General features: G+C 57.7%; 25 protein-coding genes and 2 pseudogenes. 16 read left to right on the plus strand and 11 right to left on the minus strand.

Annotation, left to right across the window (positions count from 1 at the left end):
• Window positions 1-106: 106 nt before the first annotated feature.
• Window positions 107-385, plus strand: coding sequence for a hypothetical protein (locus IB272_RS29040; RefSeq protein ID WP_156553107.1), 279 nt, complete (start codon window positions 107-109; stop codon window positions 383-385).
• Window positions 294-818, plus strand: a complete 525-nt coding sequence (locus tag IB272_RS29045) for an IS30 family transposase (RefSeq protein WP_192445569.1) — start codon at window positions 294-296, stop codon at window positions 816-818. Before IB272_RS29040 ends, IB272_RS29045 begins: the two co-directional genes overlap by 92 nt.
• A gap of 325 nt (window positions 819-1,143) precedes the next feature.
• Here IB272_RS29045 and IB272_RS29050 read toward each other — a convergent pair whose 3' ends face one another.
• Both IB272_RS29050 and IB272_RS29055 read right to left on the minus strand, forming a co-directional pair.
• Complete coding sequence (locus IB272_RS29050) at window positions 1,144-1,575, minus strand: TRAP transporter small permease (protein ID WP_192445570.1); 432 nt, start codon at window positions 1,573-1,575, stop codon at window positions 1,144-1,146.
• A 58-nt stretch (window positions 1,576-1,633) separates the two neighbouring features.
• Window positions 1,634-2,608 (minus strand): TRAP transporter substrate-binding protein, encoded by a 975-nt coding sequence (locus IB272_RS29055; protein WP_192358626.1) that lies wholly within the window; start codon window positions 2,606-2,608, stop codon window positions 1,634-1,636.
• Between the two features lie 21 nt (window positions 2,609-2,629).
• Between IB272_RS29055 and IB272_RS35095 the strand changes: the two are divergent.
• Window positions 2,630-2,830, plus strand: a pseudogene (locus IB272_RS35095) (glutaredoxin); the annotation flags it as partial.
• Between the two features lie 458 nt (window positions 2,831-3,288).
• Window positions 3,289-3,789 carry a hypothetical protein gene (locus tag IB272_RS35100; protein WP_246810460.1) on the plus strand — a complete coding sequence of 167 codons (501 nt, stop codon included), beginning with the start codon at window positions 3,289-3,291 and terminating at the stop codon, window positions 3,787-3,789.
• Window positions 3,790-4,164: 375 nt separating this feature from the next.
• On the opposite strand, the gene IB272_RS29065 is transcribed toward IB272_RS35100, so the two are convergent.
• Complete coding sequence (locus tag IB272_RS29065) at window positions 4,165-4,356, minus strand: helix-hairpin-helix domain-containing protein (RefSeq protein WP_034801532.1); 192 nt, start codon at window positions 4,354-4,356, stop codon at window positions 4,165-4,167.
• A gap of 574 nt (window positions 4,357-4,930) precedes the next feature.
• Here IB272_RS29065 and IB272_RS29070 point away from each other — a divergent pair.
• The 6 genes from IB272_RS29070 (at window position 4,931) to IB272_RS29095 (ending at window position 9,820) form a co-directional block, all read left to right on the plus strand.
• Window positions 4,931-5,197 (plus strand): hypothetical protein, encoded by a 267-nt coding sequence (locus IB272_RS29070; protein WP_192358590.1) that lies wholly within the window; start codon window positions 4,931-4,933, stop codon window positions 5,195-5,197.
• Window positions 5,198-6,096: 899 nt separating this feature from the next.
• Window positions 6,097-6,462 carry a hypothetical protein gene (locus tag IB272_RS35655; RefSeq protein ID WP_348646660.1) on the plus strand — a complete coding sequence of 122 codons (366 nt, stop codon included), beginning with the start codon at window positions 6,097-6,099 and terminating at the stop codon, window positions 6,460-6,462.
• A gap of 3 nt (window positions 6,463-6,465) precedes the next feature.
• Window positions 6,466-6,732 (plus strand): hypothetical protein, encoded by a 267-nt coding sequence (locus IB272_RS29080; protein WP_192358587.1) that lies wholly within the window; start codon window positions 6,466-6,468, stop codon window positions 6,730-6,732.
• A gap of 121 nt (window positions 6,733-6,853) precedes the next feature.
• Window positions 6,854-7,309: a hypothetical protein gene (locus tag IB272_RS29085; RefSeq protein WP_192445571.1), complete on the plus strand. Its 456-nt coding sequence runs from the start codon at window positions 6,854-6,856 to the stop codon at window positions 7,307-7,309.
• Between the two features lie 1,097 nt (window positions 7,310-8,406).
• A complete protein-coding gene (locus IB272_RS29090) occupies window positions 8,407-8,667 on the plus strand; it encodes a hypothetical protein (protein WP_192358635.1) in 261 nt (86 codons plus the stop codon).
• Between the two features lie 889 nt (window positions 8,668-9,556).
• On the plus strand, window positions 9,557-9,820 hold the full coding sequence (locus IB272_RS29095; protein ID WP_034803523.1) for a hypothetical protein: 264 nt from the start codon (window positions 9,557-9,559) through the stop codon (window positions 9,818-9,820).
• 55 nt (window positions 9,821-9,875) lie between these two features.
• Here IB272_RS29095 and IB272_RS29100 read toward each other — a convergent pair whose 3' ends face one another.
• The 3 genes from IB272_RS29100 to IB272_RS29110 are packed head-to-tail and all read right to left on the minus strand — an operon-like array spanning window position 9,876 to window position 11,250.
• Complete coding sequence (locus IB272_RS29100) at window positions 9,876-10,376, minus strand: Hsp20/alpha crystallin family protein (RefSeq protein WP_192358579.1); 501 nt, start codon at window positions 10,374-10,376, stop codon at window positions 9,876-9,878.
• Window positions 10,377-10,401: 25 nt separating this feature from the next.
• Window positions 10,402-10,806: an Hsp20/alpha crystallin family protein gene (locus IB272_RS29105; protein WP_110819539.1), complete on the minus strand. Its 405-nt coding sequence runs from the start codon at window positions 10,804-10,806 to the stop codon at window positions 10,402-10,404.
• Between the two features lie 9 nt (window positions 10,807-10,815).
• A complete protein-coding gene (locus IB272_RS29110; protein ID WP_192358577.1) occupies window positions 10,816-11,250 on the minus strand; it encodes an Hsp20/alpha crystallin family protein in 435 nt (144 codons plus the stop codon).
• Window positions 11,251-11,777: 527 nt separating this feature from the next.
• Between IB272_RS29110 and IB272_RS35105 the strand changes: the two are divergent.
• A pseudogene (locus IB272_RS35105) lies at window positions 11,778-11,985 on the plus strand (hypothetical protein).
• Complete coding sequence (locus tag IB272_RS29115) at window positions 11,975-12,298, plus strand: DNA-binding transcriptional regulator (RefSeq protein ID WP_110819541.1); 324 nt, start codon at window positions 11,975-11,977, stop codon at window positions 12,296-12,298. The pseudogene IB272_RS35105 and the gene IB272_RS29115 overlap by 11 nt, the downstream one beginning before the upstream one ends.
• 108 nt (window positions 12,299-12,406) lie before the next feature.
• Here IB272_RS29115 and IB272_RS29120 read toward each other — a convergent pair whose 3' ends face one another.
• Window positions 12,407-12,916: a hypothetical protein gene (locus IB272_RS29120; RefSeq protein ID WP_192358633.1), complete on the minus strand. Its 510-nt coding sequence runs from the start codon at window positions 12,914-12,916 to the stop codon at window positions 12,407-12,409.
• On the opposite strand from IB272_RS29120, the gene IB272_RS29125 reads away from it, so the two are divergent.
• Both IB272_RS29125 and IB272_RS29130 read left to right on the plus strand, forming a co-directional pair.
• Window positions 12,855-13,154, plus strand: a complete 300-nt coding sequence (locus IB272_RS29125; RefSeq protein WP_192358575.1) for a DUF982 domain-containing protein — start codon at window positions 12,855-12,857, stop codon at window positions 13,152-13,154. The genes IB272_RS29120 and IB272_RS29125 overlap by 62 nt on opposite strands.
• Before the next feature lie 20 nt (window positions 13,155-13,174).
• Complete coding sequence (locus IB272_RS29130; RefSeq protein ID WP_192358573.1) at window positions 13,175-13,444, plus strand: hypothetical protein; 270 nt, start codon at window positions 13,175-13,177, stop codon at window positions 13,442-13,444.
• A 144-nt stretch (window positions 13,445-13,588) separates the two neighbouring features.
• Here IB272_RS29130 and IB272_RS35110 read toward each other — a convergent pair whose 3' ends face one another.
• A complete protein-coding gene (locus IB272_RS35110) occupies window positions 13,589-14,062 on the minus strand; it encodes a HipA N-terminal domain-containing protein (RefSeq protein ID WP_246810461.1) in 474 nt (157 codons plus the stop codon).
• Window positions 14,063-14,208: 146 nt separating this feature from the next.
• Between IB272_RS35110 and IB272_RS29135 the strand changes: the two genes are divergently transcribed.
• Together IB272_RS29135 and IB272_RS29140 are read left to right on the plus strand one after the other, a co-directional pair.
• Window positions 14,209-14,553, plus strand: coding sequence for a hypothetical protein (locus tag IB272_RS29135; RefSeq protein WP_192358571.1), 345 nt, complete (start codon window positions 14,209-14,211; stop codon window positions 14,551-14,553).
• Window positions 14,554-14,856: 303 nt separating this feature from the next.
• Window positions 14,857-16,362: a globin-coupled sensor protein gene (locus IB272_RS29140; RefSeq protein ID WP_192358569.1), complete on the plus strand. Its 1,506-nt coding sequence runs from the start codon at window positions 14,857-14,859 to the stop codon at window positions 16,360-16,362.
• Window positions 16,363-17,369: 1,007 nt separating this feature from the next.
• Here IB272_RS29140 and IB272_RS35115 read toward each other — a convergent pair.
• The 3 genes from IB272_RS35115 to IB272_RS29150 all read right to left on the minus strand — a co-directional run bounded on the left by IB272_RS35115 (window position 17,370) and on the right by IB272_RS29150 (window position 20,006).
• Window positions 17,370-17,666, minus strand: a complete 297-nt coding sequence (locus IB272_RS35115; RefSeq protein ID WP_127890790.1) for a hypothetical protein — start codon at window positions 17,664-17,666, stop codon at window positions 17,370-17,372.
• A 164-nt stretch (window positions 17,667-17,830) separates the two neighbouring features.
• A complete protein-coding gene (locus IB272_RS29145) occupies window positions 17,831-18,913 on the minus strand; it encodes a nucleotidyltransferase family protein (RefSeq protein ID WP_192358303.1) in 1,083 nt (360 codons plus the stop codon).
• Window positions 18,900-20,006, minus strand: a complete 1,107-nt coding sequence (locus IB272_RS29150) for a serine kinase (protein ID WP_192445572.1) — start codon at window positions 20,004-20,006, stop codon at window positions 18,900-18,902. The genes IB272_RS29145 and IB272_RS29150 overlap by 14 nt, the downstream gene beginning before the upstream one ends.
• Window positions 20,007-20,473: the final 467 nt, after the last annotated feature.

Raw genomic sequence — 20,473 nt, forward strand, 5'->3', positions numbered from 1 at the left:
GTCAGATTGCGGCATGAGGGAAGCCACAGGCCATGAAAGGGGAGTGGGAAAAAGGTGGGGGTAAGAAATTTCGGCTAAGCAGGAGCCTTTTCTGAAGGGGCTTTCGTTGGCGTACGACATCCACAAAGAGCGGCGGCAGCGCCTGAGGAAGCTTGTGCGGCACCCGCAATTGCGCGAGCTGGTGATCGAGCAGCTGAAGACACCTTGGTCACCGGAACAGATTGCCGGTCGTCTGCTCGCCGATGGCGTCAGCGCCGTGCGGGTCTGCAGCGAGACGATCTATCGCTTCATCTATGGCAAGGAAGATCAGGCGCTGGAACTCCATCAGCATCTGGCGGAAGGCCGCAGCAAACGCCGCCCCCCGCAGCTCGAGGAAACCCCGTGACGGCACTTTTCCGGCTGCCTGCAGGATATCGCAACGCCCTGATTTCATTGGTGATCGTTCGCAGTTCGGGCATTGGGAGGGCGACTTGTTGATCGTCGAACGTGATTTCGGCAACGCCAACCTGATCTCGTTGGTCGAGCGCAAAAGCCTCTACACCGTGATGATCAAGAATCCGAGCCGGCGCTCGAGACCGATCATGGACAAGATCATCGAAACGTTCTCACCTTTGCCAGCCTTTGCCCGGCAGAGTTTCACCTTTGATCGCGGCACGGAGTTCGCCGCTTTAGGGCTTTGGAAGATGGCATCGGCGCGCGGAGCTGGTTCTGCGACCCCAGTGCGCCGTGGCGGAAAGGTGCGGTGGAAAAACGCCAACAAGCGCAGCCGCCGCTTCACGCCCAGCGATACCGATCTCACCGCCGTCACCCAGCAATAGCTCGTCGCGCTCGTCCACCATCTGAACGCGCTGCCACGCAAGTGCCTGCGTTACCGCACACCCGCCGAGGTCTTCATAGCGCATTTGCGAGACTGCGCGTGATGCCCTACCCTTCACACGGCAATGTTGCACTTGGACTAGATTCTCCAGGTTTAACATTGGACCTGGAGGCATTGGCAACCAGAGCCGCTGTGATAACTGAGACCCTCGGATCTTATTCCGCACCGAGGCTATGTTCGACGAACAGAGAGCCGCTCGATGTTCTTCGTCTTGGCGGAACCACGGTCACGCCCAGCTCTCCTCCCCAACGAGCCTGGCTAAGGCTTTAATGCCGCAGTTCCTCGGGAGCGAGGTCTACGTACCGGCCAGTTGTATGGTCCTGACTGAAGCCGCTGGCAAGGGCGCTAACAAGGGAGATGACGATGTCGGCGATCCGGCGCGCGCGGGGAGAGAAATGATCATAGAGCAGAACGACGCGGATATGGGTGTTGCGGGCGGTGCAATAGAGGCCGCCGAAGATGAAAGCGACGCCGCAAAGGAAGACCGTCGTCTCATGTGCCCAGATCGTCGGGCTGTTCAACACGTATCGCAGGAATACTTCCACAAGCAGTATGAGCGCTGCGAGCACGATGCCGACGGCAAAAACATAGCCAGCTTTGTCGATGAGACGGCCGAGCATGCCGGCTTCGGGAACGGCCCCGACGACCTCGGCGCCCATGGCGGCCCCGGCGTCCTCTGAAAACGTGTCTCTTGTCATGCCCCTCTCCCTCGGCACGAGAAAACGACGGCCCGGAGCGGGCCGCCGCATGGTTGGGTCAGAGCAAGCCCTTTTCCTTCAGGTAGGCCGTCAGCGTGTCGAACACCTTCTGGGCCATTGGCGAACGCTTCGCGATATTCTCCCATTCGGCGACCCCAAGCTTGCGAAACTTGGCACGCTCCTCGGCCGACCAATCGTGGATCGTAATCGAGCCTTCGGCCTTGGCCGCCTCCACCGCCTTCTGGTCGGCGGCCTTGAGACCGTTGATCTGGGTCTGCTGGAATTCCTTGACAGTTTCCTCAAGGATTTTCTTGAGGTCATCCGGCAGCGCTTCCCATTTCGCCATGTTCATGGAGACCTCGACGAGTGGCAGCGAGTGGAAGCCTGGATACACCGGATGTTTCGCAACGCCATTGAGGCCCTGCGCCTGATTGACCGAGAATACGGAATAATCGGCCGCATCGACGACGCCCTTGTCGATCGACGTAAAGACTTCGGAGGACGGCAGATTGACCGGGGCAGCGCCAAAGGCTGCAAACACGTTGGCAATCGGACCTTCCGGGGCGCGCATCTTCAGCCCCTTGAGATCATCGACACCATCAAGCGGCACACGCGAGACGAACGCTTCCAGCCCCGGAGTGGAAACGCCGATAAAATGCAGGCCGTAGGAGCCCAGCAATTCCTGCATGATCTCCTTGCCACCGCCGTTCTCCACGAAGTCGATCATCTGCGCCGGATCGGACCAGGCGCCGACCGGATTGGAGATCAGGCCGAAAGCCGGATCCTTGCCGGCCCAATAGGACGAATCGCAGATCTGACCATCGAGAATGCCGCCTGCAACCGCATCAAGCGTTTCGTTATATTCCACGACCGAACCGACCGGCAGAAGCTCGATCTTCACCTTGCCGCCGGAGCGCTCGGCGACGAGGTCGGTCCAACCTTTCTGATATTCGAAGTTCGGGTTGCCCGCCGGGTCCGAAGACTGGAAGCGGAACGTGAATTCCTGCGCAAGCGCAGTGCCGGCAAGGCCGATGGCCGTGACGACGGCAAATAGCTTGCAATTCCGGTTGCGTTCGTAATCGGCACCATTGGTGCCATTTCCGTCTTCAAGGCCGTTTACATTGACCGCCGTAAGCTGAAATGTGCTTGCGTCGGCGGCGACAGCAATGTCCCGTTGGGCCTTATCTCACTCACTGAAAACCTAATGTTGATTGCTATGGCGGTCTGGATGCTCATCAATCGAATAGAGGGATAGCATGTCCTATGTAACGGGGCTGGTAGGGCTCGGCCATGGGTTACGATGCGACGGCTACGAGGAGAAAATCAAGCTGGCAAGGAACCAATTTCAACCTCAGAGATTGAATAGGTGGGCTGGCGAGTTCCATCCTGCCGGCCCGGCAGAAGGACGACACTCTCATGGCCCCTTAATCGCCTTTCGGGGCCATTCTTTTTCTGGCCTGCCCTTGGAAGCGAATTCTACGCCTCCTATATAAGCTAATGCGCATTTAGATCCCCGCCCTTCGGAGACTGAAGGCGCCTGACGGCTTCACCATTAGTGAAGTCGTGTAGCCGGCCTCGTCGCCCCCCACGACGAGGCCGTTTCTTAGAGTCGCCTTTCCGAGCACACCCGTAGAATCTCTGAACCATTGGGCGCATAGTATAGCGCGTTAGAACTAGCGCGGGCCGCCTGCCGCCCCACGCGAAGGAGGCCGCATGTCTTCCAAGGATCCAGATCTAGATATAGACGCCGAAGACATCAGCCTTTTGGTTGAAATACTAAAAGCCGCTGGTTATCTCGAAGCCAAAGAAAGAGATGAACGCGCCGAAAAGCTTGCTCTGGCGCGATTCCTGACGGCCGCCATTCAGCGGGGCGAACTGACAAAGGCGCAACTGACCGCCTTTCTTGGGAAGAGCGGCGCGCCAGGCGGACAAAATCAAATTGCAGCCCAAACGAAAACGGAAGCCATCAATCGGTGGGAGAATGAAGGTGGCGCAATCGCACGTTCACCTTTTGAGCTTCCTCCAAGTCCGGTTCGACGCGCACCCGCTTCATTCATAGGAGGTGTCAGTGCACATACCGCCCAAACTCGCAATTCAACATCTTGGTCCCCGAGATCTTGCCTTGATACGAAAAGTCTTCGAAACGGCCTGTGCCAAAACTCGCATTCCACATCTCAGCAAGCGCGCCGTCCGCCTAGCAAGCTTCATCGCTGATGAATACCGGCTTGGGAACAAGGATGAAACTTCCCTTCTAGAGTGCGCTATCTGGTTCGGTACCGCCCGCATTCCCTTAGCAACTGAGGACAGATCACCCAGCGACACCCAAGTTGCAGCGACGAGAGAGGGTAGAGGTCGGGCGGGCTTGCGCAAAACCGGCGTGCCCAAAAGCCAGGGCTAGACACGCTCCCGAACATGCCATCGCCACCCAGTTAGCGCCCGGATTGGCGATACCACCGCCAGGACGCAGCGGTAGAGGAGCTTTTCCACGCAGGTGAAGAGAATGCTCAAAGTCTTTATAGCCGCGGGCGAATATCGAGAAGTTCAATGAACTGATTTCGAAGGAGGTGGCCCGGTAATGGCTTTCAGGCCTCACGTCTTTGCAGGGTCTCTGCCCAATGCATCACAGATTTTCTGCCACGATTTTGCGCCCATTCCCTTCATCCGCAACGCGTCCGTCGTGGGAACGTGCTTCATGTCATCGACGGTCTCAAACCCCCGTCGTTTGAGCTCGCCGAGGAGCTTTGGGTTTCTCAGCCTCAAGTCTGAAAGCTTCGTGGTCATGCCCGCATCAGATCAGGCTTTCGCCCGACGCGCAATTTGTGGGATTCTCCAAAAGGCTCGGAATTTGTCGCCGCACGTGATAGTCTTAGAACGAGCCCGAGTGATCCCTTTCGCCTGCTCGGGCTTCTTGGCACAGCACACAATTCGGCCCCGCACTTTGGGGCCATTTTTTTTTGCGAAGGCAGGAACTCAATAACGCCGTCGGCGTTTCTCGCCTGTGGCAGCCCTGAGTCCCCCGATCAGGATGACGCCTTCACGATCCGCCCGGATCTGAAACTCATGAAAGTGCCCCATGGCCTCGCTCTCCCCGGCGAGGCCATACTTTTTGGCGGGGACCGCTTTGCTCCTCTGAGGAAGCGCCTTTCCCACCCACCCACAATCTGGCATTGTGCGCGGCCGAGAGGGGGAACCTCATGTCCTACGATTGGGAACGTGCCAGGCGTCGACGGTACAGGCACGCGCGGCTCGGGCTTTGATTGCCTTAGCAGCATGACTGGTCGCTCTCGCTTCAGCGCAATAGCCTAGCGGATCTCCCGAATCCCTACCCTTCCTGCTCGATCAAAGGAGGATTAATATGGCCCAAAGCAAGCCGCGAAAGATGAAGCCGAGCGAAATACCGGATTTGGTGTCTGAGATTATTGCGGCCGGTTGCGATATCACCGCCATAGGGCATGACAAGTACGTACTTGGTGATATCGAGGAGCAGGATGCAGCGCTTGAGGATCTTGACCGGATCGGCGACAAATTCGGCGAGCGCGATCACCTGAAGCTGCAGATCGTCGCCTATCTCTGGTCCATCGGCCGATACATAGAACTGGAGATCGAAGGGACGCGGCATTGACTGCGTCCCAGAGATAGGGACAACAGACAAGCAGCGCTGTGTATATGAGGAAAATGGACTGTTCCTCAGATGTGCAATCGTGCATTGTGCGCCACCGAGAAGGAGGCGCTGATGTCTTACGATTGGGAAGGGGCAAGACGACAAAGGTACAAGGGCGCTCGGATTGGCTTCTGATCGCCTTGGCCGCTTGGCTTATCGCCCTCGCGTTAACGCCATAGCTGGAACGAGCCGATGGCCCGAAAGATCGCCGTCATCGCCTGCATTGTGGCTACTGGATTAGCTCTGGCGGGCTGTGCGGGCCGCTCTTGCCGCGATTGGCCGGGCACCTGCATTATTCAGTGATGGGGCCCGAAAGATAGGATCCCCCCAGCGGTAGCAAAGCCGTATGCGCCCCCAAATTGATTACGCGACTACCCCTTTCGCATAGTTGCGATCGGTCCCCATTTTTGCGACGATACAACCGTGATCGCGCAACAGAAATAATCCATGGTTGTACTTCTCATTGCCGCGCGATCACTGAATAATGTACGCATTGCGTTTTTTATGGTTTGACGACCTTCCACGATGAAGCCCCGCATCCCCTGCGGGGCTTCATTCGCTTGAGTGCGTGCGAGTAGAAGACGCACACGCTCTTTCGTGGCCCGTTGCCTGCGATTTGGGGGCCATTTTCTTTGCAGAGACGGAACTCAGAACCGCCGTTTGCGTTTCTGGCTTTGTGGAACCCTTCCCCGATCAGGGTGACACCTTCACAATCCCTCCGGAAGTGAGGTCTGCTCAGTGCCGATGGCCTCGTCGCCGCCCGACGGGGCCATTTCTTTTCAAGCCCCCAAAATTTCGGGAGTATTCTTGCTCCTGTCGGCCATGGCAGGGCTCGTCATAACCTCAACGGAGGACCTGACATGACGGAGAATGACCGCCGCCAAATGAACGCCAGCGAGATCCCCGCATTCGTCGTCGACGTGATCGAGGCCGGGTGCAACATCTGCGCAGTCGGGCATGAACGCTACGTGCTCGGGGATATAGACGAGCAACATGCCGCGATCGAGGAGCTTGAGCGGATCAGGGAGAAGTACGGCGACCGTGATCCGCTGAAGCTGGAGATTCAGTGCCTGACGGGCAGTGGGCGGGAGAGGTTCACTTTCGCTCAGATGGAGACCAGGGAGCGGGTTCAGCGCACCCATTGCGGCGCTGCCCGCAGCATGCAAAAAGAAGACATTCTGGAAATCTGTCGTGACGCGGCAAATATGACGCGACAAAGGCTGTGACAAATGTCGTTGGTCAAGCTCGGACGGGCGCAGCTCTCCTTGGTATTGCCCTATCACCGTGAACAGTTGCGAGCAGCCAAGAACCCGACGCCGTACGATCTGTTCGAGTCCTACGCGTTGGCCGCGCAGACCCTCGACAATCTGCTGACGGAGCACCGCCGCCGCGAGGAATTGATCAACGAGTATCAGGCGCTGTGCCTGGACATGCAGGCCGAAGTCATCGCGCTGCTGAAGCAAATTGAGCTAGCGGCACCTCAATCCCGAACCTGAGATTTTGAAGGAGCCAGCCCGCCTCCAGAGGTGCATACTCAGCCCATCGCCGGACTGTAAAACAGCCTCTGGCGACTGGGAGATCATAATCGCTTTCGGCCCGAGTGGAGGAGATTGCGCTATGATTAGCCATCCGCAATCTGGGTACATGCTTCCTGACGGCTTCCGTGTTGTCTCTTCTGTATTTGTTGAGAAGATAGTGAACAGCCGACATATTTCTCGGCACAGTAAGGAAAGTGAGTGCCTGGCGCGATATGCGCTCAAGTTTTGCATGAACGGCACGGGGGATGCGTGGGAACTTGAACAGAAGCTCAAGAACGTTTGTGTGTTCGTCAATCGTCCGCCGCAACCTGCCCCTCGCGACGACGAGTTCTCGGCTTTTCTGCCTGAGCTACTGGCATGGGCGCGCAGCCTAACGACCTCACCGGTTGAGGCGGACGCTCTCGCCGAACAGACACTCGGTTACGCCATCGAGCATTTCGACGAGTTTCGCGAAAACCCCGATCTACGAGAGTGGCTCGTCGGGCTGATGATGGAGCGTCGCTTTGGCCGCGGGAGTAACCGGCGCCCACATTGACGTGAAGCAGAGCCGAAAGGCGCTCGCGCTATGGTGATTTGCATGCGACCGGAGGCAGTTGATATGTTGTATTCACGATGCGATAAGCTGGACCTGTAGGGTGAAGCGAAAGAGTTCTGGGCGCTTCACCCTTTTTTTGTCTCGTAGCCTTGTCAGCGAAAGACGCGGCAACGGCTTGAAACGCCCCCATGATCACGTCCGTGTGGCACTAAATTAACCCGCTCCCGCGCAATCTACGGTCGGTTGCCATTGTCCCTGCACGTTACAACTGGCACTCAGAACCGCAGCCACCGACCTCGGGGTTGCGGTTTTGCCGTTGGGCGCGGGGAAAAATCGGCAGGAGAGCTCGTCGCTTTAGCGAGGTCGCTCGCAATTGAAATTTCGATTTAACCCTTCCTTGGCTGCGCCATCTTAGATTGCCCTGAAATGGGGGAGAAAATGCAGAAACTCAGGGAACTAGGACGGCGCCGTTTATCGGTGAGACTACCGAAATTCCGACGGGCGCTCGAAGGTGATGTCTGTCCGGCGGAGCTGGATGACCTTTTCGAGGCGTATGCACTCGCAGCCGAACGGTTAGAAGAATTCCGAGAAGCAGAACAGCCAGATCAACGTCTTGTATTCGAGTACGAGGTGGCAAGCAGAGGGATACAAGAGGAGGTATCCCGCCTCCTGACTGCTATCCAGGGCAATGCCGCGAACACCACCATTCCTGTTGCATCGCTCCGAGACGCAAAAAGGCCCCAGAGTCCCACGAGGGTGATCCGGGGCCTTTCCGTCTGAGCGTTCGACTTCTACAGACACAACATTTTACGCCGCCAACCAGTTGGGACGCAATCGGTACGCCCGGTCAGTGTCAGGGGTTTGATCGCCCATAGACTGCAAGCTCAGGGTCAATCGTTAGATGCTCTTGCCGAGCGGCCTCAGGGGCCTGGTTCGTTCGGTATGCCTGAATGAGCAAATGCCGATCGTCGTTCAATTCAGGCGCCTGCTCTGTCGGACGCCAATAGAGCAAATCAAGAACGGCCTCGCCGAGATCTCGCATATGAATAGACATTTGATTCCTCACCGCTTGGTCGGGGGATAACGCGCGAGCACGAATGGGGTTTCACGACATTCCGGTTGCCCGACGAGGCATCGCGAACCCGCTAGCGGCGATGGCGCTCATCGGATTTACCTCTTTGTCAGGAAAACGCGCCACCATCCACGCACGGCATGATGCCGGCTGGGGGAACATGATAGGCTATGATTGGGATGGCGCTCGCGGGCGCCGCATGAAGATCGCGCGAATTGGAACGGCCGTCGCGCTAGCGGCCCTGCTGGTGTCCGTCGCGACCGAGGTGGTGACCCGATCGCTGTAACCGTTATGCGGGTTGGCCCACGCCGCCCGGCGCTATGAGAGCCTCGAGGGCTTCAATCCGAGCGACGAGATCCGTCGTCTGCGTAGCAAGAGTTTCGATCTGCGCTCAGCAACTCTATCGGATGCCACGCTGCTGTCATGGCCGAGGAGCAGGTCAAGACCATCGCGACTGGACCCGACTGGGCAAGCAGGCGCTGGACTTTCCCTTGTCCTGTTTTGTCGCAGTGCCGTCGTTTGGCACGGTTGTAATTAATGCCCGCTCTTCACATTTACCGCTTGCCCAAGCCGCACGGCGGTAAGTCGGCTGCGGACTCTTCGCCTTGATGAGAATCGAGCGAACTTTTGTGCCCACCGTTATTAAGCGAGTACGGTAATAAACAAAACTTCCGTTTCGTTTATTAAGAGACGGTGCGATTTAACTTCAGCGCAACAATCGACTCAGGAAGGCCATGGACAGCAACGATTCCAACACCAACGGGCGAGTGGACCGCTTTGTGGAAATCGCTGTCGGTGGTGAGCGAGTCGCGGCCGAGATAAACACCGTGCTTTTTCAAAGCTGCGCCCGTTGAGGCTGCAACTGCCAGATCCCCGGTTACGGCCGATTCACTAAACGAAGCCGGCCGACGCTGCATTTTGGTTGCATCAGAATGGTGTGCCCGTTCAGGAAAACGGATGTTGGAGACAGAGGGAAGAATTGGCAGTTGAACTCGCGTTCATCAGGCGTTTCAATGGTCGCGACTTCACCCCTTGATGCCTTTAGCACATCGGTGCCCACGGGTTCTGGCGATTACCATCCCAACGGCGCCACGCTGACTGTTTAAGAAGGGTACTCTTCGTGGTATTTTGCAATTCGAGCCTGCACCAGGGACCCGTGTGACCGGAAGAGATCGATGAGCGGTGACAATTCGCCAATCGTCTCCGAAGAGGAGATCGCTCTCTACGATGCCATCGAACGAGCGATCGCGAATGTTCGCGCGGCTCTTGTTGAAATCGATCGCGCTTGGGTTCGCATCACTGCGGAACGGCCCAATCCGACTGCCGCTGCTTTCGGCGCTCTGGATAGAGCAGACGAGATGCTGACCGTCGCCCGAGCAGATCTCGCCCGCGCCCGCGCTTCGCTGATGGCCTATCCACGGACGAGACCTCTGCAGTAATCGCTAAGAAATGCGGCGGTTTCGCCCGCCGCATGTCACGACCGTGAAGTCGATGTCAGCTCGCCTTCACCTCGATCTTCCTAACACGCGACAACGCTTCCTCCGTTTTTGGAAGCGTCACGGTCAGGACGCCGTTTTTGAACTGGGCGGCGACTTTGTCCTCGTCGACGCCCGACGGTAACGGGATCGAGCGGTAGAACGACCCGTAGGAGCGTTCCAACAAGTGATACCCCTTCTTGCTCTCTTCCTGCTCACTCTTCTTTTCTCCCTTGATCGTGAGCGCGCTGTTCGTCAGGGAGACATCGACGTCCTTCTGGTCGATTCCAGGAAGCTCCACCGAAACCTCAATCGCACTCTCGGTTTCGGTGACGTCCATTCGCGGCCCGCCGGTATCCCAGCGCCCGAAGGCTCCGAAGGGTTGATCGAGCCGCTTCCAGAAATCTTCGAAAATACGGTTCACGTCGCGCTGCAAGGAAAAGACGGGGTTTCCCTCGTCTGACTTCGCAATTTCGCTTCCCTTGTTACTGGCCCAGGGAATCAGATCTCTAATCTGCATGGTCAACCTCCTTTCTCCGCACGAATTACGCCATCTTCAGCTTGATCTTTCTCGCCTTTGCCGGCGCGACCTTCGGCAGGACCAACCGCAGGACGCCGTTCTTCTGCGATGCCTCGATACTGTCCCGATCGATATCTTCGGAGAGCGTGAAGACGCGCTCATAATTGCCCGCGCCGTATTCGGCATAGATTTGGCGATAGTTGTCGTGCTGTTCGTCCGTCGCGTAGCCCCGAATCGCCAGCGTCCGCTTCTCGAGCGTGATGTCGACACCCTCTGAAGCGACGCCCGGCATGTCCACGAGAACAACGACATTGTCCTCTGTCTCATAGATATCGGTGCGCGGGACAAACACCGGGCGCGAACGGGTCGGTTCGCCACCGTCAAGCTTGCTTGGAGCCCGGCGTTCAGTCGTTTTCAGTTCCTGAGCCATTTTGGCCTCCTATCCTTTGATCTGGATCTTCTTCGGTCGATCCGTCTCGGGCCGGTGTAGTTCGACTTCAAGAAGCCCGTTTGCGAAACGCGCCTCGACCTGTTCCGGATCGACGCGGAAAGGCAATTGCACCGTTCGAGAGAAGTTTCCGTACACTCGTTCGCGCCGGTGCCAGACGGATCTCTCGTCCTCCGTTGGGGATCCGCGTTCGCCCCTCAATGTCAACGTGTTCTCGCGAACCGTCAGATCGACCTCTTCAGCCGCGATCCCAGGCAATTCAGCAGTCACCGCTACGCTGCCCTCACCCATCCAGAGGTTGACGGGTGGAAACTCGTGGGCGGCTTTGGCAGTCATGTCGGACAAACGCTGATTCATTTCCTGCTGCATTCGCCGCATTTCCAGAAATGGGTCGAATCCCATGCGGCCAAAATCCGATATCAGCATGTGCATCCTCCTTCGTTTCATAATCAGCCGTTGTTGTTGCTTAAAACGCGCCAAGTACGTGCATGCCGGAGGCCGCAGGATCGGAGACGGACGGAACTGACGATCAGAAGACCGAGACGGTCGATCGCACAACAGCTACGCAAGGGGGTCGGGCAGACGCCGGACCATATCCTCCTTGCGAAGAGATATGAACCGAACCAGTCCAACGCATAAATGGACCATCGTTCCCGTGCCAGGATCCGAGAGGGCATCCGGCAAAAATGAGGTAGGTGAGAAAAGCGCGCGTTTCAAGGGCCGACGTTTGCTTGAGAGTAGGACACACTGGAGATGGTTGCGAACCACTAAGGCCGTTCCTTGCCGCAGGACGACGCGGCGCTTGCTGCCAGCATCTTGAACCAAGGGTGGAGGCGGCAAGTCTCCGCGATTTTTCCCGACAACTTGATAGGTGTAGCACCTAGTGCTATATGAAGCGATGCAGACGGACTTTCAGAACAGCATGATTTTTCAAGGCAGCGAAGAAAGCGCGGATCTCAGACAAGGCCCTCCGCAAGGCGATTGAGCAGGCCGCGTGAGGGTTGTTCGCCTATCTGTTCGCGAAGAAGGACCGCGCAAACATCGATGACGACAAGCTCCTGGCTTTTCGGAAGCTCGCCGAACTCTAGCGGCGCAAGACGCAGGCGGAGCTTGATGCCGAAATGGGACCGGCGCCTATTGGAGATTTGCAATGACGACTAAGCGCAAGTTCAAGAGCGATGCCTTTGAGGCGATCCATAGCGCCGTCGAAGACATGTATGCGGCAGGCACCATCGACAAGGAAACCATGAAGACCTTTGATGAGACTTGCTTGTCCATCCCGCAGCAGCTGTCGCCGGGTGAGATCAAGGCGCTGCGCGAGAACAACCATGTCAGCCAGCCAGTCTTCGCGCGCTATCTCAACACCAGCGGGTCCACCGTACAAAAGTGGGAAACCGGCGCCAAGCGGCCGAGCGGCCCCGCATTGAAGCTGCTCTCGATCGTCCGGAAACACGGTCTCGAAATGCTGTCTTAGGAGACGGCGCTGCGGACTGGTCGTGCGGCCTTCATGCAGCGCCTACGTCTCACCTGCCCGGCCGCGCCAGGGATCGGGCGGACCCTGCGTGCCCTCCTGAGAACCTTGTCAAAGTTCATCGTCCTTTCCCGGGCCTTGCGACTGGAACGTTACCCAGCTTTGTTGGGGGCCATCAGCCACAGCCTTTACGATGAGTGACGTTAATACGGACGTGGCGATTTGCTGGGATATCGCCCCGGCTTGTGCCTCGGAGGCAAGGGCCTCCGCTGCGCCCAGAAGACCGACGCACACGGGGCGCAAGCGCTCACCTTCTAGGCCGGAGAACGGCCGAAGCGCGTCACACATCAGCTCGACGTATACGTTGAGCATGAGCCGTTGCTGTGCGGCCATCTCCTCTGTCCCTTTTAGTGCGGCGGAGATTGCAGGATCGCGTCCTGCCGCGCCCACCACATCCTGATCGCCAAACGCCTGGTGTCGGAGGTCTTGAAAACCAATCTCAGCATTCCCAGATGATTTTCCATCTTCTTTCATCCGGTTAGATAGGAAGGAGGGAAACATGTATCTTCCGGAGATGCCATGGTCTGTACCGTTGCAGGTAACGTTCCAGAACGGCAGCAATCGCACCTTCTCATCGGTCTTCGACGCGCTCGTTTTTCTGGAGAACGAGTGGCCGCGACGTCGCGGACGACGCTACGAGCAAGCCGTCGAAGTCTGTCGGCGCACCCTTAACCGAAAGATGCCGGTTGCGATCGCGCGTGAAGCTTTCGTCGCTGCTTGTCTGGAGGCCGGTCTCCCAGCGAACCCGCTAGCCCACCTCACCAGCCCGAGACGGGATGACAGGCGCTCCGCCGCATAGGTGAGGATGGGAATGCTTCGATGTTTGACCCCGTGGAAGGTGCCTGGATAAGCCCGACCGAGTTGAACTTCCTGCAAAGGATCTTCGACCGGGTTTGCATGTGGTGCCAGATTGATCGGCCCAGCAAGCGTGCCGACCACCTCGCGACTTACCTGTTGCATGAATATCGGGCTGGCATCCGCGACGAGACAGCTCTTTTCGAAGCAGCAATGTGGCGGGAGGCGCGCCGTTCAAAGTCCAGCCCCATGCATGAGCATGACAAAGGGCTCGACGACACAATAATCAACTAGACATTTGGCGCGCCGTGCTCATGGCGCGCCAATCGTCTGAACCATTCGCCGTCGATGATGCTCCAGTTGGCGAGGGGCGCGATCGCCGACGATAGACTGCCGCGACAATCATTTCCGATCCCCGCGCTAGCTTACGGCCGACATTTACGCGGCTCGTTTTACTCCGAGATTTTCCAAGCTCACCCTGCATGGTGAGGTGCTCAAGCTTGGCGGAGATGGGAGAGCTGTCAACGATACGGCTGAAAGCGATAACCGAAACCAGCGCGCCAAGCCTCCAAGCGTCAATCCCGGACGTTCTGCAGACCTGAAACCGCGCGTCAGGGGCTGACCGTGACTTCGTTGATTTCCGGGAGCCGTGCGGCATCGTCCGGCGGTCGGATGCTGACGACCCCGATACCATCTGCGCCGTAAAGAAGGAGCAGCAAGGTCTTCTTCAACAACTTGTGCCGACCGTGCCTGTTCTTCGCGTAACCATCCTTCCGGGCCAAGGTGCTGGAAGAACGGGTGCAGGCCGACCTTCCATTCGTGTTCATGTTGCGTGAAAGGGAAGCAGCAGGCGATATTGTCTTTATTCCACGACCCACGTGCGGCGGATTCATCCGCGCTTCTCAGTGCCATTCAGCTATGCCTTCCCTGAGCGAAGGCGTTAGTGACGCACAGCACCCGATCTCGGTGGCGGTTCGAGAGTCTCGTGACCTCCGAAGATTTAAGATGGCGTTCAGCTATATTAGCTAAGAGACACGAATGTGAATCGGGGGCGACACATGAGCGAATTTCAAAACAAAGCCGTTCGTTTGACGGCAGCTTGCGATGGCAGGGCTGCCGCCGGCGATATCGTGGAACGTCGGAAAAGATTCTTGGGAGCCGCACTCGAGCTTACTCAGGCATTAGAAGCCCCGGCTCTTGGTGGCAAGAACCTGCCCGTTGGCGGAAACACCACTCGATCTCCAGACCTTATTATTGGCGACTTGATGAAAGAACTGGCCGTCATTGGCCACCTCTTGGATATCGACGTTATGCAAGCCGGTCATAATACCCTTGACCGTCGGATGAGAGAAATTAGGAAGGCTTTCAAGGCGGCGTCGGTGAGAACAAAACAATCCGCCTGAAGGCTACCGGGCAATGAACTTCGAAACGTGGTCGCCGGAAAGCGAAACGCCTTACAGCCGCTCGATACGCACACGCTCCCGACGTCTTTGCGTCGGTGTTGTCCGGGGGAATATCCAGTGGCGGGCGGAGAGAGCGGAATGGGTAGAGACTGCGCGTGCAGTAGCGCGCGCCTTCGAGGAGGCTTGCAACCTGAACCGATGCCAGAGGCAATTCGTCGCGCCCACGTTGTGCTGCTAACCAGAAATTAAGCATGGCCGAATATTCTCATACTCAATCGCTTCGAGCACAAAGCGGAGTTTACGATGACTATTCAGGCAAGAAATTCTGACCTGCAAGACCGCCTCGATTTTGTGGGTCTTGATGAACGCCAACGCCGCAGCTTGGCAAACGTGCAGCCCGTCATAGGCACGGCTATCGGTCATGCGCTCGACGCGTTTTACACGAAAGTGTCGAAACATCCGAAAACGGCAAGATTCTTCTCGGACGATGCTCATATTGCTCACGCCAAAGATCGCCAAGTCAAGCATTGGGAGATTATCGCCTCCGGCACATACCAGTCTGATTACGTCGAGGGGGTGACAACAGTCGGACGCGCTCACGCCCGTATCGGGCTCGAACCCCGCTGGTACATCGGCGGATACGCCATGATCCTGGACGGCATCATTCGCGCCGTTGTTAATCAAGAGCTTAAAGGTATCCTGCATGGCCGCAAAGCTCAAAAGGTCGGAGATGATCTAACGGCAGTAGTGAAAGCGGCCCTGGTCGACATGGACTATGCCATTTCGGTCTATCTCGATGCACTTGCCGATGAACGCGCCCGTCTGGAGGAGCAACGAGCGAGAGAAAAAGAGGAGCAGGATCAAGCGCTTTCCGCACTGGAAACCGTTCTGACAAGACTGGCGGGTGGCGATCTGACATCCGAGCTCAATGAGGCGCTTGCGCCGAGCTTCAGGGGACTAAAAGACAATTTCAACTCATCGGTCGCCGCGCTCGATCGCGCTATGCAGGAGATCGCTTCGTCAGTTGACCAGGTTCGCTGTGAAGCTGCCGGAATCGCTTCTGCCGCAAATGAGATTGCCAAGCGGACCGAGCACCAGGCCTCAGCGCTCGAGGAGAGCGCGGCGGCGCTCGAACAAATCACGACCATTGCCGGACAGTCAACTCAGAGAGCCCAGGAAGTCCAGACTGTGGTTCGGGAATCAACGGTCGAGACGAATCGGTCCGGAGAGGTGGTGAAACAAGCCGTCGCGGCCATGGGAGATATCGAAAGCTCTTCGCAGAAAATGACCCAGATCATCGGAGTCATCGATGAAATTGCGTTTCAGACAAATCTACTGGCATTAAACGCTGGTGTGGAAGCGGCTCGCGCCGGCGAGCAAGGCAAGGGGTTCGCTGTTGTCGCGCAGGAGGTGCGGGAACTCGCGCAACGTTCGGCTGGGGCCGCAAAAGAGATTAAAGAGTTGATCAACCGCTCGTCGTCAGACGTGCTTCGCGGCGTCCAGCTGGTCAACGAGACGGGTCATTCGTTATCACACATTGGAGATCGTGTGGCTTCGATCAACAGCAGCATCAGCTCGATGGCTCGGTCGGCCCAGGAACAGGCGTCCGGGATTGAGGAGATTAATTCTGCGGTCCGGAGTATGGATCAGATCACGCAACAAAACGCCACGATGATGGAGGAGACAAACGCATCTGCCCAAACGCTTTCACAGATCAGCGACCGGCTAGCGGTTTTGGTCGGCCGTTTCCGAACGAACGGTGCTGAGCACGGCCAAGAGGAACGAGCAAGGCATCTACCGGCTGCTTAGCGGCTTGCCCGACGGCCGGTGATCTCCCTCCAGTCCAACGATGGTTTTCTGAGCGACCGTCCCTGCAAGTTCGTCCGCTCTGAAACGGAAAGGTGGTGGCTTGCCGCCACCTTTCTTGCGGGTTCACGCGGTCAAGCGGTGCACCCGGCTGAGTGCGAACCACCGCAGTCTCGATTCGTGCGTTCATCCTGTTCCAGAAGAGGGCGACTGCTCAGCGGCGAACTGAGCGTTCGTTTGCCGCCCATCCGTCGCCGCCGGCTCACAAAATGCGTCGATCGGGTTCCGACTCTCCAGCAGTGAGAAGATCCGCTTCCAGTCGATACATCATGCGATTTGGAAACCCAAAACGTAAATTTACAGCAACAAGCCGTAGCCGGCTCGTGGGAGCCCGGTCTGTCCGCCCCCTAAGGCGACGTCCACGCTTAAGGCTGTGACAGGCTCTGACGCCGCCTTGCACTCGGCAATATGCTGTCCGGTATGGTCTCTAGGTTCGGGAAGGACTGGTGGCTCTGTACTGGATGAAGCGCGCGCCCGTATCTCCTCACGCTAACGGCGGGAGGAGATACGGGCCGTCTCATTGCCCTCAACGTCAGTAACATTCCTGGGTGAGGCAATAGGCGGGGTCAGATCCTCACTTCGTTTGACAGCCCGCTGAGTCTGCGAAATGCAAGAGCCCGAGGTCGCGCTGGAATCCATGCCGCAGGCGAGGTCGGGTCGTCGAGGACCTATTCCCGTACCGGCTGACGCTTAGGGCGCTCCGCTGTCGCTCCTCCGTGCAGACCTAACGCGAAGCGGACCGTTTCGCGCGCGGAGGCCAAGGGTGAACGCGACTGTCGGGGGGCAGCAGCTTGATTCTCCGTCAGCGGCGCGACAATCGCAAGGCCGCCGTGCGGATATCTACAAACAGGACTTGGACATAGATCCGTTCAAGGTGAGCTCCCGGAGCTTCCATTGAGTTTCGGCTGCTTCTCATGTGGTGAGCCACTGGGCGACGAGCCAAATGTGGTCTAAGGGCGTCCGTTCATTTTGCTGCTGCTCTGCGATTGACCGGCACCCGGTCCTCCTCGCGAAACACCACGCCCGTGGCTGCTTCCTCTATTTGTCGAACTCGGCCCGTTACCCCACCCATTGTTTCCTTTGCTGCCGCCACCGCCACCACCCGAAGAGGCAATCGCTTGCGACGTCAGGCTGGTTGACAGAAGCATTGTGACGACCGGTGGGGTTACGGCCGCAAATCGACCGCAGCTTTTCAGAAACTCGCGCCGATCGTGGTCACTTCGAGATTGGTTGAGTTCTTCGGCCATCTGCCCTCCCACCCGTCCAACGGATGTCAGATATATTAGCACTAACTACTTTTACATAAAAAGCTACGAGTTATCCATATATCTTTAGATTTAGCTGGGGTGCCCTCCGCATATGCGCCCGAGGTCAATGCTCGGTTGCAAACTCGACAGGCTTCCCCAATCGGCTACAGTTTTCCGGGAAGCTTGGCGCGGAAGTTCCGCCGCAATTCGCGAGCCTTTCGCACAAGCTCCCGGCGCTTAGAAGGATAAGGCTCGCCCCCAAAACGATCCCAGGAGCGATAGTGGGCAACTTCCGAGATGAGAGTCAGGAGCGTGAGCGGAGCCCGCAGGTAGTCACAGCCGAGCTGAAGTCGCCGCCGGGCAAACTGGATCCTGGCCGTCGATCCCACTCCCCTAATCGCCGTTCGGTCTAGGCCGAGAAGCGCGGCGGCTGTTACGATTTGGGTCTCGACCGCGTTCCTCTCATAGCCGCTCGCAAAAAGCGCTCTAAGTCCGTTCCAGTCGACCGAGGAGGCGCGGGCGAGCGTTGCTATGTCCAGCAGATGGCGCAGGTCGAGTAGCCCGCGCCAATAGTCACCATCTTGAAACTGATCGTGAAGAATGAAAAGAATGATCTGCGCAAACGCCGTTGGAACGCGTACACGGCCTCCGCCAATATCGACCACGCAACTATCGCCATAAAGCCATTCCGCGTCTCCGAAGGAGGCCGGCCCTTTCGGTCGACACTGAAGATCAATGCTTCCGACATCCGTTGGACGGATCAGGACGACTGGGAGATGGTATTCCGCATTCCCTGGCCAGGAACCTTCACCGGAAGATAGCGCAACCTCATATCCCTGACGGCACAGTGCTTTTGATGCCTCTCGCATATCCTGGGGGCGGACAAGAATGTCCAAATCGGTCAGAAGCCGTGCACCAAGCGCTTCAGGGGCAGCACTCGCAAGGATGGCTGTCCCCTTCAGCACGATGGGCTCTATACCGATCTCGTTCAGCGATGCGGCCGCCTCCCCCAGCTGAGCTTTCAGTCTGCAATTTCGGTCAGTGTTCCGCCGATATATCATCGACAGATAGTTGGAGAGATCCTCCGGCAAGTGCGGGTTGGCTTCCTTCACCGCACCTGCAAGTGAGGTGATCGTCAGGCTTCTGTTCGCAAGGGCTACGATCCCGTCCCAGTTCGCCTCTTTCGGTATGTGCCCGTTGAGGCAGGAGGCGAGCGTAACCAGATCGCGCCAACTATTGCCTGTCATAAAGTCGCCTCAATGTCTCTACGGCTCTGTCGAGGGAAGAGTAGGTCAGCTCGACGGTGCGCGCCTGTGAAACCATATCGAGGAGCCGCTGAAACTGCGGCAAGGCGAGGCGACGCTCTGGCGTGTGCGCACCGGCCAGTAGTTCCGAAAGGGCACGCATGGGCTCAACGTCGCAAACCTCGACTGGCCCGGTGCGACGACGGCGGATCAGCACGACAGCTGCAGGCTGAACCCGCACGCGTGCAGCATAGGGCAGCCCTGTCGGATAGCGCACATGCTTATTGTCGAGCCGCCTATGGATTGGCGCTGCCAGAATTGCATCTGACATGTGGCCGAGCAGCCCCCAAGACCCCTGCTTCAATGCGGGCGAGAAGGGCACTCCCACAAACAGTCCATCCTCATCCATCAGCGCGATATCATCTCCGCCGTAGGTGAAGCCTGCCCCGAGCAATGCCACGGCGAGTGTCGTCTTGCCGGCCCCCGCCGCGCCACAGATCAGGAGGCCTTTTCCGTTCTTAACGAGCAATGCCGCGTGAAGTGCGACATTCAGGCCAAGGTTGGCAAGAATGTCGTCTGTCACAAGCGCCTTGATCGCTGGGGCAACCTCCAAGTCAGCGACAATCATACCCGCGGAACGATGTCGGCTGATGCATACGCGCTCGCCAAAACGCGCCACGTCGTACGCAGCCGTATGTGACGTAGCGGCAGCAGCCCCATTGTGGGCGAAAATCGGGACAACGAGGTCGCGAAGCTCTCGATCATAAAAGGCGAGCGATACGGCGGTACCTTCGAAATCAAATGTCTGGGTGTCTAACGCAGTGCCCTCGTTCTCATCAAACATGATCTCCAGCAGATTCCATCGTGACAAATGGGCCAGATAGTCTCGCACCGACGCGTGCGCACGCGCTCGGCTTACGCCCCGGGCCACCAGGGTGCCTTCCAACTGATGCGCCGGCGCGGCCTCGGCGAGGAGGCAGGTAAGAAAGGCGCTCAACTCATCCAGTTGGAAAATCTGCTGGGACGCTTCGTCAAAGATAGTCTTCCGTTCCCCAAGCAAGAAGAAACTTGCACCGGCGGAGAGGCGGAACTTCATCGGCGCTTCTCGTTCGCTAAAGACAATTGAATCCACATTCTAGTCGACAATAGGGTTGCAAGAGCCGAGCGCCCTCGATTTCATGAAAATAGTCGCTCATCTGTGAGCGTGAGGAGGACGACGACCTCTGCCTGCAAGTCCGAGCACACCTGTCTGTATTCGCTGATCAGTTCTACGCGCGCCGGGTACTCCTGCATCAGGTCGTCGAGAGTCGTCGCGGCGAGCGCGTACGCCTCGAAAAGATCTAGGAGGCAAGGTTCTCTGGCTTGGCGCAGCTGAGGGCGATACCGAGGTAAAGCCATCCCCAGACGGGCTCGACCTAAATGCATCAATCTCATGGTTGCTCCCTCGCTAAAGCTCAAGGCTATTTTGACGTTGGGGCGGGTGGGGGAAGGACAATGGCACTGGTTTGGTGAGGATCGTTCGAGAGCGCGCTGCTTACGAAGAGATAGGCTCCGATGACAACT

The sequence above is a fragment of the Ensifer sp. ENS08 genome (assembly GCF_014852195.1).
GTDB lineage: Bacteria > Pseudomonadota > Alphaproteobacteria > Rhizobiales > Rhizobiaceae > Ensifer > Ensifer adhaerens.

Coding starts and splice junctions, on each gene's coding strand:
- IB272_RS29080 (WP_192358587.1), top strand. CDS start 6,466: ATGTCGTTGGTCAAGCTCGGACGGGCGCAGCTCTCCTTGGTATTGCCC.
- IB272_RS29095 (WP_034803523.1), top strand. CDS start 9,557: ATGAGCGGTGACAATTCGCCAATCGTCTCCGAAGAGGAGATCGCTCTC.
- IB272_RS29140 (WP_192358569.1), top strand. CDS start 14,857: ATGACTATTCAGGCAAGAAATTCTGACCTGCAAGACCGCCTCGATTTT.
- IB272_RS29150 (WP_192445572.1), bottom strand. CDS start 20,006: ATGAAGTTCCGCCTCTCCGCCGGTGCAAGTTTCTTCTTGCTTGGGGAA.
- IB272_RS29105 (WP_110819539.1), bottom strand. CDS start 10,806: ATGGCTCAGGAACTGAAAACGACTGAACGCCGGGCTCCAAGCAAGCTT.
- IB272_RS35110 (WP_246810461.1), bottom strand. CDS start 14,062: ATGGCACTGAGAAGCGCGGATGAATCCGCCGCACGTGGGTCGTGGAAT.
- IB272_RS29135 (WP_192358571.1), top strand. CDS start 14,209: ATGAGCGAATTTCAAAACAAAGCCGTTCGTTTGACGGCAGCTTGCGAT.
- IB272_RS29070 (WP_192358590.1), top strand. CDS start 4,931: ATGGCCCAAAGCAAGCCGCGAAAGATGAAGCCGAGCGAAATACCGGAT.
- IB272_RS29085 (WP_192445571.1), top strand. CDS start 6,854: ATGATTAGCCATCCGCAATCTGGGTACATGCTTCCTGACGGCTTCCGT.
- IB272_RS35655 (WP_348646660.1), top strand. CDS start 6,097: ATGACGGAGAATGACCGCCGCCAAATGAACGCCAGCGAGATCCCCGCA.
- IB272_RS29115 (WP_110819541.1), top strand. CDS start 11,975: ATGACGACTAAGCGCAAGTTCAAGAGCGATGCCTTTGAGGCGATCCAT.
- IB272_RS29130 (WP_192358573.1), top strand. CDS start 13,175: ATGTTTGACCCCGTGGAAGGTGCCTGGATAAGCCCGACCGAGTTGAAC.
- IB272_RS29110 (WP_192358577.1), bottom strand. CDS start 11,250: ATGCTGATATCGGATTTTGGCCGCATGGGATTCGACCCATTTCTGGAA.
- IB272_RS35115 (WP_127890790.1), bottom strand. CDS start 17,666: ATGGCCGAAGAACTCAACCAATCTCGAAGTGACCACGATCGGCGCGAG.
- IB272_RS35100 (WP_246810460.1), top strand. CDS start 3,289: ATGTCTTCCAAGGATCCAGATCTAGATATAGACGCCGAAGACATCAGC.
- IB272_RS29090 (WP_192358635.1), top strand. CDS start 8,407: ATGGGGTTTCACGACATTCCGGTTGCCCGACGAGGCATCGCGAACCCG.
- IB272_RS29100 (WP_192358579.1), bottom strand. CDS start 10,376: ATGCAGATTAGAGATCTGATTCCCTGGGCCAGTAACAAGGGAAGCGAA.
- IB272_RS29050 (WP_192445570.1), bottom strand. CDS start 1,575: ATGACAAGAGACACGTTTTCAGAGGACGCCGGGGCCGCCATGGGCGCC.
- IB272_RS29065 (WP_034801532.1), bottom strand. CDS start 4,356: ATGACCACGAAGCTTTCAGACTTGAGGCTGAGAAACCCAAAGCTCCTC.
- IB272_RS29045 (WP_192445569.1), top strand. CDS start 294: ATGGCAAGGAAGATCAGGCGCTGGAACTCCATCAGCATCTGGCGGAAG.
- IB272_RS29125 (WP_192358575.1), top strand. CDS start 12,855: ATGTATCTTCCGGAGATGCCATGGTCTGTACCGTTGCAGGTAACGTTC.
- IB272_RS29145 (WP_192358303.1), bottom strand. CDS start 18,913: ATGACAGGCAATAGTTGGCGCGATCTGGTTACGCTCGCCTCCTGCCTC.